At 43.3% G+C, this 16,970-nt stretch carries 15 protein-coding genes and 1 tRNA gene; 8 read left to right on the top strand and 8 right to left on the bottom strand.

Annotated features, from left to right (window positions below; translation table 11 throughout):
* Nucleotides 1–7: 7 nt before the first annotated feature.
* From ACESPU_RS14420 to ACESPU_RS14385, 8 genes are all read right to left on the bottom strand, one after another.
* A complete protein-coding gene (locus ACESPU_RS14420) occupies nucleotides 8–1,039 on the bottom strand; it encodes an FAD:protein FMN transferase (RefSeq protein ID WP_122144260.1) in 1,032 nt (343 codons plus the stop codon).
* Between the two features lie 22 nt (nucleotides 1,040–1,061).
* Nucleotides 1,062–2,786 carry a dihydroxy-acid dehydratase gene (gene ilvD, locus ACESPU_RS14415; protein WP_122144261.1) on the bottom strand — a complete coding sequence of 575 codons (1,725 nt, stop codon included), beginning with the start codon at nucleotides 2,784–2,786 and terminating at the stop codon, nucleotides 1,062–1,064.
* 44 nt (nucleotides 2,787–2,830) lie between these two features.
* A complete protein-coding gene (locus ACESPU_RS14410; RefSeq protein ID WP_008774127.1) occupies nucleotides 2,831–3,397 on the bottom strand; it encodes a manganese efflux pump MntP family protein in 567 nt (188 codons plus the stop codon).
* A 1-nt stretch (nucleotide 3,398) separates the two neighbouring features.
* Nucleotides 3,399–3,920 (bottom strand): nitroreductase family protein, encoded by a 522-nt coding sequence (locus ACESPU_RS14405; RefSeq protein ID WP_121961616.1) that lies wholly within the window; start codon nucleotides 3,918–3,920, stop codon nucleotides 3,399–3,401.
* Nucleotides 3,917–4,867, bottom strand: coding sequence for a glycosyltransferase family 2 protein (locus tag ACESPU_RS14400; RefSeq protein WP_005865808.1), 951 nt, complete (start codon nucleotides 4,865–4,867; stop codon nucleotides 3,917–3,919). Before ACESPU_RS14400 ends, ACESPU_RS14405 begins: the two co-directional genes overlap by 4 nt.
* A 21-nt stretch (nucleotides 4,868–4,888) precedes the next feature.
* Nucleotides 4,889–5,419 (bottom strand): DUF4199 domain-containing protein, encoded by a 531-nt coding sequence (locus tag ACESPU_RS14395; RefSeq protein WP_005865810.1) that lies wholly within the window; start codon nucleotides 5,417–5,419, stop codon nucleotides 4,889–4,891.
* Nucleotides 5,420–5,545: 126 nt separating this feature from the next.
* Nucleotides 5,546–5,619 (bottom strand) — tRNA-Thr (locus tag ACESPU_RS14390).
* 343 nt (nucleotides 5,620–5,962) lie between these two features.
* Nucleotides 5,963–7,009 carry a DUF2776 domain-containing protein gene (locus ACESPU_RS14385; RefSeq protein WP_373133466.1) on the bottom strand — a complete coding sequence of 349 codons (1,047 nt, stop codon included), beginning with the start codon at nucleotides 7,007–7,009 and terminating at the stop codon, nucleotides 5,963–5,965.
* A 36-nt stretch (nucleotides 7,010–7,045) separates the two neighbouring features.
* On the opposite strand from ACESPU_RS14385, the gene ACESPU_RS14380 reads away from it, so the two are divergent.
* From ACESPU_RS14380 to ACESPU_RS14345, 8 genes are all read left to right on the top strand, one after another.
* A complete protein-coding gene (locus ACESPU_RS14380) occupies nucleotides 7,046–7,873 on the top strand; it encodes a type III pantothenate kinase (RefSeq protein ID WP_121961618.1) in 828 nt (275 codons plus the stop codon).
* On the top strand, nucleotides 7,860–9,140 hold the full coding sequence (locus tag ACESPU_RS14375; RefSeq protein ID WP_227713759.1) for a hypothetical protein: 1,281 nt from the start codon (nucleotides 7,860–7,862) through the stop codon (nucleotides 9,138–9,140). The genes ACESPU_RS14380 and ACESPU_RS14375 overlap by 14 nt, the downstream gene beginning before the upstream one ends.
* Before the next feature lie 85 nt (nucleotides 9,141–9,225).
* Nucleotides 9,226–10,590, top strand: a complete 1,365-nt coding sequence (locus ACESPU_RS14370) for a lipopolysaccharide assembly protein LapB (protein ID WP_121961293.1) — start codon at nucleotides 9,226–9,228, stop codon at nucleotides 10,588–10,590.
* Between the two features lie 2 nt (nucleotides 10,591–10,592).
* A complete protein-coding gene (gene lptC / locus ACESPU_RS14365) occupies nucleotides 10,593–11,258 on the top strand; it encodes an LPS export ABC transporter periplasmic protein LptC (protein ID WP_008774124.1) in 666 nt (221 codons plus the stop codon).
* 1 nt (nucleotide 11,259) lies between these two features.
* Nucleotides 11,260–12,513: a hemolysin family protein gene (locus ACESPU_RS14360; RefSeq protein ID WP_121961620.1), complete on the top strand. Its 1,254-nt coding sequence runs from the start codon at nucleotides 11,260–11,262 to the stop codon at nucleotides 12,511–12,513.
* Between the two features lie 96 nt (nucleotides 12,514–12,609).
* Nucleotides 12,610–14,745, top strand: a complete 2,136-nt coding sequence (locus tag ACESPU_RS14355; RefSeq protein WP_005861564.1) for a SurA N-terminal domain-containing protein — start codon at nucleotides 12,610–12,612, stop codon at nucleotides 14,743–14,745.
* Between the two features lie 136 nt (nucleotides 14,746–14,881).
* Nucleotides 14,882–15,913, top strand: a complete 1,032-nt coding sequence (gene rlmN, locus ACESPU_RS14350; protein WP_005865823.1) for a 23S rRNA (adenine(2503)-C(2))-methyltransferase RlmN — start codon at nucleotides 14,882–14,884, stop codon at nucleotides 15,911–15,913.
* 16 nt (nucleotides 15,914–15,929) lie between these two features.
* A complete protein-coding gene (locus ACESPU_RS14345; protein ID WP_008774122.1) occupies nucleotides 15,930–16,967 on the top strand; it encodes a DUF4837 family protein in 1,038 nt (345 codons plus the stop codon).
* The last annotated feature ends 3 nt before the right edge of the window (nucleotides 16,968–16,970 follow it).

The following is a 16,970-nucleotide window of genomic DNA, read 5'->3' as shown; positions in this document are numbered from 1 at the left end:
TAGGAACTTAAGGATTTTCGAGGATAGCCAATGTTTTTCTGTTAGGAAGGTATTCCAACATACCTTTTGAGTAGGTGACTTTCTGTTGTCCGTTGTTGTCCGCATAAATAATGAAATACTCTATTTGGGGGATGGATTGTGCCAGTAGCTTCGCTTTCTCGACTCCCAAAACCATGAAAGTCGTAGCGTAAGCGTCTGCTGTCATACAATCTTCCGCCACGATGGTCGCGCTAAGAATATTTTGTCCAGCGGGATAACCGTTCGCCGGATTGATCGTATGGGCATATTTCTTACCATCCTTGATGTAGAAGTTTCGGTAGTCGCCAGAAGTAGCCACACCCCCTTTTTGGCATAATTGTACGATCTCTTCAACATCATTTGTTACGCCACTTGTCCCTATTTCCGGCTTGTTGATGCCGACTCGCCAACAGTCACCTTGTTGATTTACGCCTTTCATGGTGACCTCACCACCTATTTCTACCATGTAGTTCTTTACGCCTTCCTTTTCCAGCAGGCGGGCGATAACATCGCAAGCATAACCTTTTGCTATGGACGAACAATTCAATAGAATCCGGGGATCTTCTTTGATGATTTTCTTTCCTTCCAATCTTACTTTTTGATAACCGACGAAAGCCTTGATGCTATCGATCATCTGCGGGGTTACGCTGTCCATCTTACTGAATCCGAATCCCCATAGATTAATTAATGGAGCGCAAGTAATATCAAAAGCTCCTCCTGATTTTTTGGAGATTTCTTCCGCCTTATTGAATACTTCGGTAAACCATTCGTCTACCTCCACATCCTCGTTATTATTGACTTTCGCGATCGTGGAGTTGGGGTTGAAAGGATTTAAGGAGAGGTTAAAACGTTGCAGCTCGCTGTCGATCTTATCGGTTAGGATTTGCTTGGCCTTGTATTTGATGTGGTAACTTGTATGAAAAACAGAACCACTCTCTTCGAAATATTGGCCCTTGTCCGAGCAAGCCGTATGCGATAAGATCAACAGGCTGACTAATATGGTAATATTCTTGCGCATCATTATGAAATTTTATGTCGCGAACTTACATAAAAAATTCCATATATGCCCCTTTCATGGGGGAGACGCTATTGTGTGTATAAATATCAAGGATTCCTTTTTTATATTGTGACTCTGGTTTTATCCAATGTGCACGCCTTTCGGATAGGATCTTTTCTATCTCTTCCACGCTTCTCTCAATACTGTCGGTACCGATTATATCCAATGTTCTCGCTGGAATATCGATACGGATCAAGTCATCGTTTTCGACCAAGGCGATTGGTCCCCCCTCGGAAGCCTCCGGGGATACATGTCCGATCGCCGGGCCTCGGGTCGCTCCGGAGAAACGACCGTCGGTGATCAATGCGATGGTCTCTACCAACTCAGGATCGGAGGCGATCGCTTCTGTCGTATAAAACATTTCTGGCATTCCACTTCCTTTCGGTCCTTCATAACGGATAAATACCGCTTCTCCCGGATGGATTTTCTTTTGTAATACCGCCTCAATAGCGTTCTCCTCACAATCGAATACCCTCGCTTTCAGGGTGACTTGCATCAAGCGGGGTGAAATCGCCGAATGTTTTACGACTGCCCCTTCGGGCGCTAAATTTCCTTTCAATATAGCGATGGCTCCTTGTGCCTTGATCGGTGTATGAAGAGGTTTGATAATATCGCCAACCTTTACTCCTAGGGCAGGAAGATATTTATGGCAATTCTTATAGAAGCCGTTGAGTTGTAAATCTTTTAAGTTTTCTTCCAATGTTTTGCCGGTAACAGTCATGACGTCGAGATGGAGGAATTCTTTGATTTCTTCCATGATCGCCGGTACGCCTCCCGCATACCAGAAATATTCGCCGGGCCAAAAACCGCTGGGACGTATATTTAAAAGGTAGGGGATCTTACGATGTATCTTGTCGAACAAATCCGGTGATAACTGGATTCCCAGTTCGTGGGCGATAGCTGGAAGATGAAGCAGGCTGTTGCTGGAACCCGCTATGGCGGCATGTACCATGATCGCATTTTCAAACGCTTGTATCGTCATGATATCGGAGGGTTTTAACTCTTCTTTCGCTAGTCCGAGTGCATGTTCTCCGGCTTTACGGGCGGTTTCTTTTAACTCGGGTAAATGGGCGGGGATCAAGGCGGAGCCCGGTAAAGCGATGCCAAGCGCTTCTGCCATTACTTGCATCGTAGAGGCGGTACCCATGAAAGAGCAAGCTCCACAATCCGGACATGCGTCACGCTTATAAACCATGAATTGTTCTTCCGTTATTTCTTTTCGCTCGTATTGGGCGCTATAGGTACCGATTTGTTCTAACGTGAGTAGGTTGGGACCGGCTTTCATTATACCACCGGGCATGAATATAGCAGGCATATCTAGCCGGGCTATCGCCATCAAATGCGCAGGGACGGATTTGTCGCAACTGGCTATAAAGACACCAGCGTCGAAAGGAGTCGCTTTTACATGAATCTCCATCATGGCGGCCATGATATCACGGGAGACTAATGAGTAGTTCATACCATCGTGTCCCTGCGCCTCTCCATCACAAATATCAGTGACGAAGTAGTTTGCGGCACGTCCCCCCTTTTCCTTTATACCGATTCCTGCCTCGTCCACCAATTTATCCAGATGGGCGCTTCCCGGATGGCTATGTCCGTAACTGCTTTCTACAATGATTTGCGGTTTACTCAATTCGTCGATTTTCCAACCGCTGCCTAGCCGGAGTGAATCCAGCTCCGGCGCTAGTTTTCGTAATTGCTGGCTTTTCATGTCTATTAATTAATGTATAAGGTTATTTATTCAATAAGGTATCCCTAGCTAAAGAATACATGCTCTATCAAAATCTTTGTACCGATACCGATTAAGATTAAACCTCCGATGAGGTCCAGCTTCAAGTCGATTCTCTTGCCGAATCGGTTACCGAAATAGACACCGAAGGCAGAGATAGCGAAGGTGACAACACCGATAGTCGAGGCTTGCAGCAAGAGCGGTGATTTTAAGATCGCCAGAGAGATTCCTACGGCGAGGGCATCGATACTTGTCGCTATTCCCAATCCGCATAATGTCCGGTTACATAGAGGATCGAATTTCCCGTCTTCCTCCTCTTCCTTCGTGCTATCGTATATCATTTTTCCACCTAAGTAAAGCAAGAGGGTAAATGCGATCCAATGGTCGAAGGCGCAAATGTATTTTTCGAATCCTAATCCCATCGTATAACCGATCACGGTCATTCCGGCTTGGAATATACCGAGCACGCTCGCTATCTTTATAATATTACCGGCGGTGCAGTTGTTCTTAAGAACTGCGCCGCCGGTAACTGATACTGCTAGGCTATCCATGGATAAGCCGATCGCTAGTAGCAGAACTTCAATGTATAACATACTAGAATGATTCCCGTTTAATAATTTCTTCTATGGGCTTACGTTTCTTTGGAGTCTCATCGAATAATGCCGGGTCGGAAGGATAGCCGAACGGTATCAATACAACAGGCTCGATCGTTTCCGGAATTTTAAAATGTTTACGGCAAAGCTCCGTGTCGAAATTGCAAACCCAACAAGTTCCCAATCCTTGTTCGGTAGCGGCTAAACAAATGTGTTCCGTAGCGATAGCCGTATCGATATCCATATGATCCTTATGATCGCCCCGTTTCCAAGATTGCTGATGATCTCCGCAAACGATCAAGTAATAAGGCGCTTGCTTGAACCATTCCCGGGGATAGCATTCTTGTAATTTAGCTTTTCCTTCCGCACTTTGAACCCATACAAAATACCAAGGTTGATAATTTACCGCCGAAGGGGCCAAACGAGCTGCTTCTAGGATATAATCAATCTTTTCTTGCTCTACGTTTTTGGGGGCATACTTTCGGATAGAGCAACGTTTTCTCGCTAATTCTAGGAAACTCATATCTCATCCTCTATTTTATAGTTATTGCGATTCGGAGAATTACGGGAAATCAACTCCCCGATAAAGCCCGCTAGGAACATCTGGGTTCCCAGAATCATCGCTGTCAATGAAATATAGAAATAAGGGGAACTTGTAACCAAAGGTCTTAGATCTCCAGAGTACATCGAGATCAATTTCATGCTGAGTACGATTACTAGAGCGATAAAACCAATGAAGAACATAGCGCTTCCCCATAAACCGAAGAAGTGCATCGGTTTCTTTCCGAATTTGGAAGTAAACCAAAGCGTGATCAAATCAAGATAACCGTTCACGAAGCGATCCAACCCGAATTTAGTAGTTCCGTACTTGCGGGCTTGATGTTTCACTACTTTCTCGCCAATCTTGTGAAATCCGGCAATCTTAGCTAAATAAGGTATGTAACGGTGCATATCGTTATACACCTCTATATTTTTAATGACAACATTCTTATACGCTTTCAATCCGCAGTTGAAATCGTGTAAGTTCTTTATTCCCGAGAATTTACGAGCTGTCGCGTTGAATAATTTCGTGGGGATCGTTTTAGACAACGGGTCATATCTTTTCTTTTTCCAACCGGATACCAGATCGTACCCGTCTTCGGTGATCATCCGGTAAAGTTCGGGTATCTCATCCGGGCTGTCCTGTAGATCGGCGTCCATGGTAATGACTACGTCACCTTTAGCCCGCTGGAATCCGCAGTGCAATCCCGGCGACTTGCCGTAGTTGCGACGGAACTTGATTCCCCGGATATGTGGAGAACGTTGTTTCAACTCCTCGATCACTTCCCAAGAATTATCCGTACTACCGTCATTCACGAAAATGACTTCGTAGGTATAATTATGTTCTTTCATCACCCGCTCTATCCACGAGAATAACTCGGGTAAAGACTCGGCTTCGTTATACAACGGGATAACAACTGATATGTCCATTATTTGTCTGTAATTAACTTTTTAGCGGTTTTCAGTGATGGAACCAGTCGAATTGTTCCTGCACAAGAGAGCCGCTACCGGTATAGAAAGTATGATGCCGTAAAATACGTTATTAAATATTCCTTGTATGGCCATATGGATTGGCGAGATGCGAATATTGCTGAGCGAGTCGAGCATATCCGAGTTAACTTGGCTATCTTTTAATGCAGTCGTTAATTGCCCGATCGCATTTGCCACGAAATCAGGTGGGGCGATGAACTGATAAAAGACAAAGTATTCAAGCGAGACGATCAATGCGGCGAAAAAATACAACATCGTGCCGAATCTCCATGCATGAAAGAAACTGATCCTTCCACCGATGTCGTGCCGATATCTTTTCGTCATGTAGTAGGCGATGAAAGGGACGGCGAGCGTCAATAGCCAATAGACAAGACTCAAGGAGGGGACTGAAACGCTGAAGATGAAAAAGATGTATTTCACTACCCAATATATACCCATGGCCAAACCATAAGTCATAGCGCCTTTTAAAAGTAAATTCTTATTCTCTTCCATGATGTTGCTGTTTTGAATTCTTATCAGCAAAGTTAATATATTAATGCAAATGCGCAACTATATTATGTCTAAAATAGAAAAAAGGAAGCCTACGTATAAGCTTCCTTTTAAGTTGTGTTTTATCTGAGCCTCTTGTCGGATTCGAACCAACGACCCCGAGATTACAAATCACGTGCTCTGGCCAACTGAGCTAAAGAGGCAGGTGGGTAAGCTTACTACATCGCGCCGCTACAACCAAGTACCCTTGCTGCGGTCAAGCCCTGGGGGATTCCGAGGGAGCATGCCGTGTAGGACTTACCCGGGTGCAAAAGTAGATATTATTTTTTACTTTGCAAGCGTTTTCTTACTCTTGGGATGATAATTGTTTATAAAGAATTGAAAACCTTATGCTTTTGGTAGTGTTAAAGAATGTTTTATGTGTTGTGGCCGATGGTTTATCAAAGAATGTTGATTTTTTCATTGTGAGGAAAAAACATTTTCATCATGAAGAAAAAGTATTTTCACCGTGAAGAAAAAGTATTTTCATCACGATGAAAAAACAGTTTACTTGGAAGAGGTTCCGCTTTCCAATATGCTGACGATGGAGAACAACGTAAAGCAGATCGCTCCCAGTCCGGCCAATACCCGTGCGGGAATGGCATAATAACTATGCTCGGCCGCCATCTCGAAAAGGAAAGCGGAGAGGAAAAGGCAGAATAAAGCCGTGAATATAGGAATCAATGGAATCCGGTTGGCAAGCTTGAATTCTTCCCTCCATATTTTAGACAGCAAGATCACCTTGCTGGAGATACTATAGCAAACTAATCCAAGGCCGATCATGATATATCCGGTTGAGGCATTAGCCGGGTCGCTATCTCCTAATACGAAGAGACCCCATATCAGACTGATAGATCCCATCAGGATGACAAAACGGTGCCATAGCCTTTTTTCCAATCGGGAATATGTGTTTCTTATTTGTCGGGCGATCGTGGCGACTAAAGCGATTAAGCTGCTGCAAATACATGCTAGTCCGGCCATCACGTGCCCGGCGACAAAGTATTGGGAATGCTCGTCGCTATGCGCTAGCAACCGGTAAGCCCAAATCCATGCGACTATGGATATAAATGATGCTACAAGGATCAAGAATATCCCTTGCCAAAAGTTGAACGCTTTGTCTGGTATTCTGGGATCGTCGCTTTTGGCGTTCATTTGTATTAAGGTGAATCGGGTAGAGGCGGTAGCCGTTGTCGCTACGCATGCAGTTATAAGGCCCACCCCGCAAATGACATGGCCCGCGACAAAGTCTGCTGGCGTCGGTGAGGACATGAGTAAGATAAAGCCCGCCAGAAAAGTGATGGTTGCCGAGAGATATCCAAGGATAGGCAAAGCGAATCTGGCTACATTATTATATGTATGGATAATTTGACGAATAATGGTCGCTGCCGTAGCGAACAAAGCTATACAAATAAAGCCAAGAGAGAATACGACAGGTCCGGCGACGAATCTGCTGGAGTCCACTCCATAGTTAAAGACAAAAAATCCATAACCGAAACAAAAGAGGGCCATTAGCAATGGAATCGCCCTGAATAAGACACTAATCCCGTAATTCATAACTTGTTTTTTATTTAGATTTTTCTTCAAACAGAGATGCGATCCTTTTTGTTCAAGAAGAATTTTAGAGGTTATACGATGTTTTTGCGTGTTATTTCATCATTTTTGTTTTTCTTTGCGGAAAATATCAGAGAAGTGAATCTTATTATAGAACAAGGTAACACGTCATCAAAGGTCGCTGTGTATAAAAATGGGCATATAGAGGCTTCTTTTGTATACAAGCAATTCGGTGTATCTGTGGTCGCTGCTCTTTTTGAGAAGTACGCTTTTACGCAAGGCATTTTATCGACGGTGATAGATACGGACGATGAGTTGATCGCTTATCTAAAAAATAAGCTTCAGCGTTTTGTCTTTCTGGATGAACATGTAGCTTTACCGATCAAGGTGGAATATGGGACGCCGAAAACGCTAGGCAAGGACCGTTTGGCCGCTGTCGTGGGGGCGAATTATTTGCGGCCGGGAAAAAATCTGCTGGTTATCGATGCCGGTACCGCTATCACGTATGAGGTGATAGAAGCGCCGGGTATCTTTCTGGGGGGGAATATCTCTCCGGGGATGACTACTCGTTTTCGAGCGTTGAACCAGTTTACGAAGAAGCTGCCTTTGGTAACGGAAGAGGGTGATATACCGCTTATCGGGAGAAGTACGGAAACGGCTATCCAAGCGGGTGTGGTGAATGGGATTGTTTACGAGATGGACGGATATATTGACGAGCTGAAAGTAAAATATCCGGATCTTTTGGTTTTTTTAACAGGCGGTCATTCGTTTTATTTTGAAAGACGGCTAAAAAACTCCATCTTTGCAGACATTAATTTAGTGTTGACAGGATTAAACAGAATCTTAGAGTATAATGTTGAAAATTAATAAGGTAGTAATAATAAGTTTTCTTATCTTTACACAATTGCCATTGTGGGCTCAAAATAACACGAACTCGCCTTATACGCGATTTGGATATGGAGAGTTGGCGGATCGATCTTTTGGTGCCGGAAGGGCGATGGGTGGAGTCGGTTATGGATTAAGGTCCTCTAAACAGATAAATCCATTAAATCCAGCATCTTATAGTTGCATGGACTCGTTGACATTCCTTTTTGATTTTGGTGCGTCCGGTCAGGTGTCTTGGTTCTATGACGGTACGAACAAGCAACGACAGATGAATGGAAACGTGGAGTATATCGCCATGCAATTTCCGATCACCCGGCGTTTAGCGATGAGTATTGGTTTATTACCTTATTCATATGTAGGATATGATTTCGGCGAGAGCCGTACCGAGGGCGGTTTAAGTTGGGGAGAAAGCTTTAGTGGCGAAGGTGGCTTAAGCGATGCCTATTTAGGGCTCTCCTATGATATTTGGAAGAAGCGTCTTTCCATTGGTGTAAACGCCGGATTTTTATTTGGAAATATTACACATTCCCGTAACTTGATTTTTCCCAGCTCGACAGGGGCGGACAATGTGTATAGAAACCAACGTTATGAGATTCGTGATTTAAAGTTAGATTTTGGTATTCAATATACGCATCCTTTGAGTAAGACGGAGCATGTCACGGTAGGTTTCGTTTACTCTCCCGGAAAAAAGTTGAATACGACTGTGTATGATACTCAGCTTGTCGGTTCTTCGGCTACATCCGGATATACAAGGAACGATACAATTAAGAATTATCGGTTTGATATGCCGAACTCTTACGGAGCGGGTATCTCCTATGTGAAAGAGAATCGGTTGACATTAGCCGCAGACTTCTTATATGAGGACTGGGCGAACGCTTATTTTGATAACGAGAAAGGTCAATTCAAGAATCGTACACGTGTAGCGGCTGGTGCCGAATTTATTCCTCGTTATGATAATCGTAATTATCTGGGACGTATCAGATACCGTGCCGGTTTTCATTATAGCAATTCGTACTTAAGAGTCAGTCGCTCCGAGGAGAATGGTTATAAAGGACATGGTTATAATGAATATGGGGCGAGTGTCGGTTTTGGGCTTCCATTGATCGATAACCGTTCATTAGTGAACCTGTCATTTGAATACGTGAAGATCCGTCCGGAATTACGTACAATGATTGATGAGCAGTATTTCCGGTTTACGGTGAACTATACATTTAACGAATTATGGTTTTTTAAACGAAAAGTGGATTAAACCGGGAATGGCCGAAAGGGTCTAATGAGTATGATACTTTTTTGAAGGAATATAAATATTATAGCTAACTTTAATAGAAAGAGATATGAAGATCAAAGTTTTATTACTAGCGCTTGGATGTACTATGGGTACGTTAGGCGCTTATGCGCAGAAAGGAGTAGATAATGGTACACAGTTCGGTTCCGGTGAGGATAGCGTGCGTTGTATTACCAATATCAGCTTGTTCGTTCCTTATGCGAAAGCCGGAAACTTCAAAGACGCCTTTGATTTCTGGAAGATCGTGTACGATGAGTGTCCTGCCGCTACAAAAGATATCTATTTGTACGGTGTGAAAATTATGGGCTGGAAGATCGCCCAAGAGAAAGATCCCGCTAAGAAGAAAGCTCTTATTGATGATTTGATGGGAGTTTACGACAAGCGTGTGAAATATTTTGGAAATGATCGCCGGTATGGAAAAGACTGGATCGTTGCTCGAAAAGTGCAAGATTATTTAGCGCAAACTGGCGATAATGCCGACTATAATCAGGCCTATACTTGGTTGAAGGAGATCGTTGATGAGAAAGGTGCTGATACGGAGGCTCTAGGTCTCTCCTTGTTTAGTTTCTCTTCTATGAAGAAAATGGTTAACGATCCGAACTTCAAAGAACAGTATATTCAAGATTATTTGAAGGTTTCTGGTGGCTTGGATGCTCAATTAAAAGCTGCGCAGGCTGCAAACAATCAAAAAGAAGTGAATGCCTTGACCGCATATAAGAGTGGTGTTGATAATGCCTTTGCGAATAGTGGTGCTGCCGATTGCGAGACTTTGCAGAATTTGTATGCTGCTAAGATCGAGGAGAATAAGGACAACTTACCTTATTTGAAAGAGACTATATCCTTGTTGAGAAGAACAGGTTGCCAAGAAATCGAGGCTTACTTTTTGGCATCAGACTATGCTTATCGTCAAGAACCTAGTGCCGAGGCAGCTGTTGGGCTAGGAAAGAAAGCCGTTAAGATAAAGGATTATGATACGGCTATTAAATACTTTGATGAGGCCGCAAATTTAGAAACGGACGCGACTTCAAAAGCTGATGATTATTATATGATCGCATTGTTGCTGTTTGAGCAAAATGCTTATTCAAAGGCTAGACAATATTGCCAGAAAGCTTTGGAGGCAAATCCTAATTATGGCAATGCCTATTTATTGATCGGTAAGATGTATGCCGCTACTTCCAAGTCTGTTTTCCCGAACGACGGAGTATTGGCAAGAGCTGCTTATAATGCCGCTATCGATAAATTTGAGAAAGCGAAACAGGTAGATCCGAGTGTTGCTGAAGAGGCTAATACTTTGATATCATCTTATCGTGCTCACCTTCCTTCTACGGAGGAGATCTTCATGCACCCGGATTTGGAGAAGGGCAAACCTTTCACTGTCGGTGGTTGGATCGGAGAGCGTACAACGATTCGGTAATTATGATAGGAAATCGTTTTCATTGTAAAACGGAAAATATGGGCATAACAACTACCTTCGTGGTGGTTGTTATGCTTCTTTTGTTTTCTGCCTCTTGCAGTAAGGAGCATAAGGAGGTGGTTGATGTTGAGTTTGACCCGGACAAGACTTATACGATGAAGGCTACGGATGTGTCATCCTTGATCTCCGATTCTGGTATCACGAGATATCGCTTGAAAGCGAAAGAGTGGCAGATTTATGGGAAGGCGGCGGAACCCCATTGGTATTTCCCTGAGGGGATCTACGTGGAGAAGTTCGATACCTTATTCCAGACAGAAGCGAGTATTAAGGCGGATACAGCCTATTATTATGATAAAAAAGGGCTTTGGGAGCTGATCGGTAATGTAGAGGTGGAAAGTCTGCAAGGGGAGCATTTTGAGACTTCCCAATTGTTCTGGGACCAGAAGCAAGAGAAGGTTTATTCTGATAAGTTTATGCGTATCGAGCAAGAAGATAAGATCATAACAGGTATAGGTTTTGAGTCGAACCAAGATATGACTCAGTATAAGATATTTAACTCACAGGGTATTTTCCCGGTGAGCGATGCTCCGGCCGATACGACACGGACAGCTCAGGGGGATAGTGCCCGGGTAGATGTGTCACAAATAGATTCAATAAAAAGTAATTAAGGTGGGGACGCTGACTTATATTTTAATTTCCCTCGCATTTTCCGCATTCTTTTCCGGGATGGAGATCGCTTTTATCTCCTCCAATAAGCTTCGTTTCGAGCTGGATAAGAAGGAACGTAGTCTATCCAGTAAGATACTGGGTGTTTTCTATCGTAATCCAAATTTGTTTATCTCTACCATGTTGGTAGGAAATAATATTGCGTTGGTCGTTTATGGTCTTCAGATGGCAATCGTATTGGAGCCGTTTATAGCCAAGGTGGTTGCGAATGAGGCATTGATCGTTTTTATCCAATCCGTGATATCTACGATCTTGATCTTGTTTGCCGGGGAGTTTATTCCCAAGACCATATTTAAGTTGAATCCTAATTTATCACTCAATATATTTGCGATACCATTATTTATCATATATATCATCCTGTATCCGGTCTCCAAGTTCTCATCCTTGCTATCTTTTTTGATTTTGAAGTTAGGGGGCGTGAAGAACTTGAAAAGTTCACCTCAGGCATTAGGCAAGGTAGACTTGGATTATTTTATACAGCAAAGTCTGGAAGATGCTCCGCAAAATTCGGATATGGATACGGAAGTTAAGATTTTCCAAAACGCCTTAGACTTCTCGAATGTCCGTTTGAGGGATTGTATCGTGCCCCGGACGGAGATTGTAGCCTGTGATACGTCGGCTACGATAGAGGAATTGCGTTCTAAGTTTATCGAGACAGGACTTTCGAAGATATTGGTGTATAACGAGAATATTGACGATATTATCGGGTATATCCATTCTTCCGAGCTTTTCAAGAATCCGGAGGATTGGACCCAGCATATCCGTAGCGTATCGATCGTTCCGGAGACGATGGCGGCGAATAAACTGATGAAACTGCTGATGCAAGAGAAGAAGAGCTTGGCTGTTGTCGTGGATGAGTTTGGCGGTACGTCGGGTATCGTGACACTTGAGGATTTGGTGGAGGAGATTTTCGGAGAGATTGAGGACGAGCACGATATGAAGTCGCATGTGGCTAAAAAAGTATCGGACAATGAGTATTTGCTGTCGGGTAGAATGGAGATTGATACCTTGAACGAAATGTTCGGGTTGGATCTTCCGGAGTCGGATGATTATGTCACCATCGCCGGTTTTATCTTGCACTTCTATCAAAAATTCCCGAAATTGAACGAGACTGTCCAGATCGATAAATATTCGTTTAAGATAATCAAAGTAACGGCTACGAAGATCGAACTTGTACGTATGAAAGTAGGGATTTGATAAAAAAAAGGATTATATGCTGTGGAATTTCCTTTTTTTCATATCTTTGTGCCCTTAAAATGTGAAATAATAAACTTTAAAAAATAATAAAGATAAATGGCTACGCTGGAAAAAATTAGAAGCAAAGCAGGACTGCTGGTACTCGTGGTGGGTTTGGCATTGTTCGCTTTTATCATTGGAGACTTTTTAAACTCTGGTTCTACTTATTTTAGGCAATCACAGGAACGGATCGCCGAGATTGATGGAGAGGTTGTAAAAATTCAAGATTATCAAGGTCGCGTTGATGAGATGGCCGAGATGTATAAGATGCAATCCGGTTCAGCCAGCCTGCCCGAGGAATATATGACACAGATTCGCCAGTCCGTATTCGATGCGATGGTACAAGAGGTTGTGTTGGACGAGGCTACTGCTAAATTAGGTATGGGAGTAAGTCCGGAAGAATTGTTCGATATGGTTCAAGGTGAGAATATCTCTCCGTTGATCCAACAAATGCAAATGTTTACGAATCCTCAGACTGGTGCTTTTGATAAGGCCGCTTTGTTGAATTTCTTGAAACAAATCGATTCCGATAATATCGCTAGCTATCCGGCAGATCAACAGGCACAGCTGATTCAAGCTAAGAACTTCTGGTTGTTCTGGGAGAAGAACATCAAACGTCAACGTTTGGAGCAAAAATATACGACATTATTGAGCAAGGCTATTTCCGCGAACTCATTGGACGCTAAGGAAGCTTATAATGATAATGCCGAGAATTCGGATATCATTTACGCTATGCAATCATATGCTACGATTCCGGATTCAACGATTGAGGTAAGCAAGAGCGAGATCGAGAAATTGTATAACCAACGCAAGGAGCTTTATAAACAAAAAGAATCTAAGGTAATTAAATATATCGCCGTAGATATCCGTCCGAGTAAAGAGGATTATGATAAGGCACAGGCCGAGATCGAGAGCTTGAAAGAGGAGCTGGCTACGTCTGAAAGAGTGGCTGATGTAGTAAACGAGAACTCTGAGGTTCCTTATGTTGACGCTTTCTTCACGGAGAAGGCTTTGGATCCGGAGATGAAACAATTCGCTACGACTTCTGAGGTTGGCGCTGTTTATGGTCCTGTATTCGAGAATGACAAATACAGAATGTTTAAGCTAGTCGATAAGACGGTTGCTCCGGACTCAGTAAAAGTTAGCCACATCATGTTGGCCGGTAAATCTGAGGCTGAGACAACTGCTTTGGCTGATAGCTTGATGGGGGCGTTGAAAGGTGGCGCTAATTTCGCTGAATTAGCTAAGAAATACTCAGCAGACCAAGCCGCCGAGAATGGTGGTGAACTAGGTTGGTTTACAGAGGTTACCGCTTTGAGAGGTGTGAATGATGATTTTAAGAAGGCTGTCTTCTCAACTCCATTGAATGAGGTAGCGGTTGTGAAATCTTTATATGGTACTCACCTTGTAAAAGTAACAGAGAAAACAGGAAATGTTGAAAAATATAAGATTGCAGATATCGACATGACTGTATCTCCTAGCTCTAAGACCTATAGCAACATCTACAATGAGTTGAATCAGTTCGTATCGAAGAACAACTCTATGGCTAAATTGGAGGAGAATGCGAAGGAAGCCGGTTATAACTTGATTTCAGGTGCAACGGTTACTACGGATGATCAGTTGTTAGGTTCTATCAAGAATTCACGTCCGGTAATTCGTTGGGCGTTCCAGAACGATAAAGGTTCTATCTCTGAGATCTTCGAGTGTAGTGATAAATTTGTCGTGGCTGCTGTAGAAGGAAGTATTTCCGAGGGGTATCGTCCGGTTGATATGGTCGCTCCGGCTTTGAGAGCTGAATTGGCTGCCCAGAAGAAAGGCGATAAGATCGCTCAGGAATTGGCTGCTAAGAATTTAACTTCAGTTGAGGCATATGCTGAAACGATGGGTTCTTCTGTAGACTCTGTAAAGTTCGTGAACTTTGGTACTCGCCGTATCGCTGGTATCGGTATCGAACCGAACTTGAACGCTATGGTTTCTATGGCTCAAGTTGACCAAGTAAGTGCTCCGGTTAAAGGTAACAACGGTGTATATGTGTTCAAGGTATACGCAAGAAATAAAGATGGTAAGGAGTTCAACGAGGCTGAGGAAATCCGTGCGTTGGATGCTTCGAACGCATATCGTGTAGGATTCCAAGCTATCCAATCTATGGTCAACAACGCTAAGGTGGAAGACAACCGTATCCGTTTCTATTAATAAAGAGTATTTATACTTAAGATAAAAAAGATCCCCTGTTTTGTCGTCAAGATATATTTATTTTGACGGCAAAATAGGGGATCTTTATTTTGTGGAATATTTCTCGTACTTTCGCGAATAAGAAAATATCGATAGCATGGTTGACAAAAGACAATTATTAGGGATGACCTTGGAGGAACTGAAAGGTGTAGCGTCTGAGGTGGGTCTTCCCGCATATGCGGCTAAGCAAATGGCCGATTGGATTTATAAGAAGAAAATAACCCGGATTTCGGAGATGACGAATATAGCGGTAGCCAAACGTGCTTTATTAGAGGATTCATTCGAGATCGGGGCTTATCCGCCATCTGAGTATCAAAAGTCGAAAGACGGTACGATCAAATATCTATATGCTGCCGGACCGGGGCGTTTTGTTGAGTCTGTTTATATTCCTACGGATGATCGGGCGACTCTTTGCGTCTCTTCTCAAGTCGGATGCAAAATGAATTGCTTGTTTTGTATGACGGGAAAACAAGGTTTCACGGCAAACCTGACAGCGAACCAAATATTGAACCAGATCCAGTCCTTGCCGGAAAACGATTCATTGACGAATATCGTTTTCATGGGAATGGGGGAGCCACTGGATAACGTAGACGAGCTTTTCAAGGTTTTGGAAATACTCACGGCCCCGTATGGATATGCGTGGAGCCCGAAGCGTATCACGGTTTCAACCATCGGTGTGACGAAAGGCTTGAAACGCTTTTTAGAGGAGAGCGAATGTCATCTGGCCGTAAGTCTGCACTCGCCCTATCCTATGGAACGTCTTTCCTTGATGCCGGTTGAAAAGGCATTCCCAGCGAGGGAGGTGATCGATTTAATCAAACAATATGATTTTTCGCATCAACGACGTGTCTCTTTTGAGTACATTGTTTTTAAAAATTTGAACGATAGCTTGAAACATGCCGAAGCTTTGAGTTGTTTATTAGGTGGAATTCCTTGTCGGGTAAACTTGATCCGTTTTCATGCGATACCGAATGTGTCTTTAGAGACTTCCGATATCGTTAAAATGGAGGCGTTTCGGGATTTCTTAAACGCCAAAGGAGTTGTATGTACGATAAGGGCATCACGTGGGGAGGATATTTTCGCCGCTTGTGGAATGCTTTCTACCGCGAAAAATGTTACATTTGTATAATATAAAACACACAGGTATGAAAACACGTTCTTTATTCATCGGTATGTTGCTGCTTCTTGTTTTGATGGGAGCATGTAATTCAGGTTCTGTGATGACTCAAGCTACGGGCTTCGCATATGAGGTTGTCGTGGTTATGGATCAAAAGGATTGGAAAGGCCCTGCGGGAGAAGCCATAAAGTCTGAGTTGGCCTCTTCGGTGCCCGGACTTCCGCAAGCCGAGCCTTCTTTGAAGATTACCTACGTACAACCAAAGGATTTTACAGGTCTGTTACGGTATGTAAGGAATATATTAGTGGTTACGATAGACCCCACCGCTTATACGAAAGTTTCTGTAGGCTACGAGAATAATGTCTGGGCTAGAGGGCAGGTGGTTGTTTCGCTGAAAGCTCCTAATACGGAGTCGATCGTCGAGTATTCAAAGACCCATGAGAAGGCGTTGGTCGATTTCTTCGTAAAGGTGGAGATGAATCGTGCGATAGAGCAATTACAAAAGGAATATAGTATGGTGGTTATGGATAACCTGAAAAGCGACCTGAACGTGATGTTAAACGCTCCGGCAAACTTCACGTACTATAAGGATACGACAGATTTCTTCTGGTCTTCCAATAACGCTAACACAGGCCGTATGGACTTAATCGTATATACTTTCCCTTATACTGATCCGAATACGTTTACGGAGGAATATCTGGTCGCTAAACGAGATTCTGTATTGAAGGCGAATCTGCCGGGTTCGTTCCCGGGTTCCTATATGCAAACAGAAACGCGTGCGGGAGTGGAGTATACGCCAATAACCTTAAATGGTAAATATTGCGGCGTGATGCGCGGTTTGTGGAGAATGCAAGGCGATATGATGGGAGGCCCGTTCGTAAGCCACACCCGCTTGGATGAAAAGAATCATCGTGTGGTTGTAGCCGAGGGATTTGTGTATGCTCCGGAGACAGACAAGCGTAATTTCATGCGTAGAATAGAAGCTGCCTTATTTACGTTACGTTTGCCGGGTGAATTTGATGAACCGGTAACTGAGACATTAGATATCCCAAAAGAGAAAAAGTAATAA

The organism is Parabacteroides sp. 20_3 (genome assembly GCF_964238835.1).
Lineage (GTDB): Bacteria > Bacteroidota > Bacteroidia > Bacteroidales > Tannerellaceae > Parabacteroides > Parabacteroides distasonis.
The sequence above is the reverse complement of the archived record's forward strand: the minus strand, read 5'-3'. Positions and strand labels throughout refer to the sequence as shown.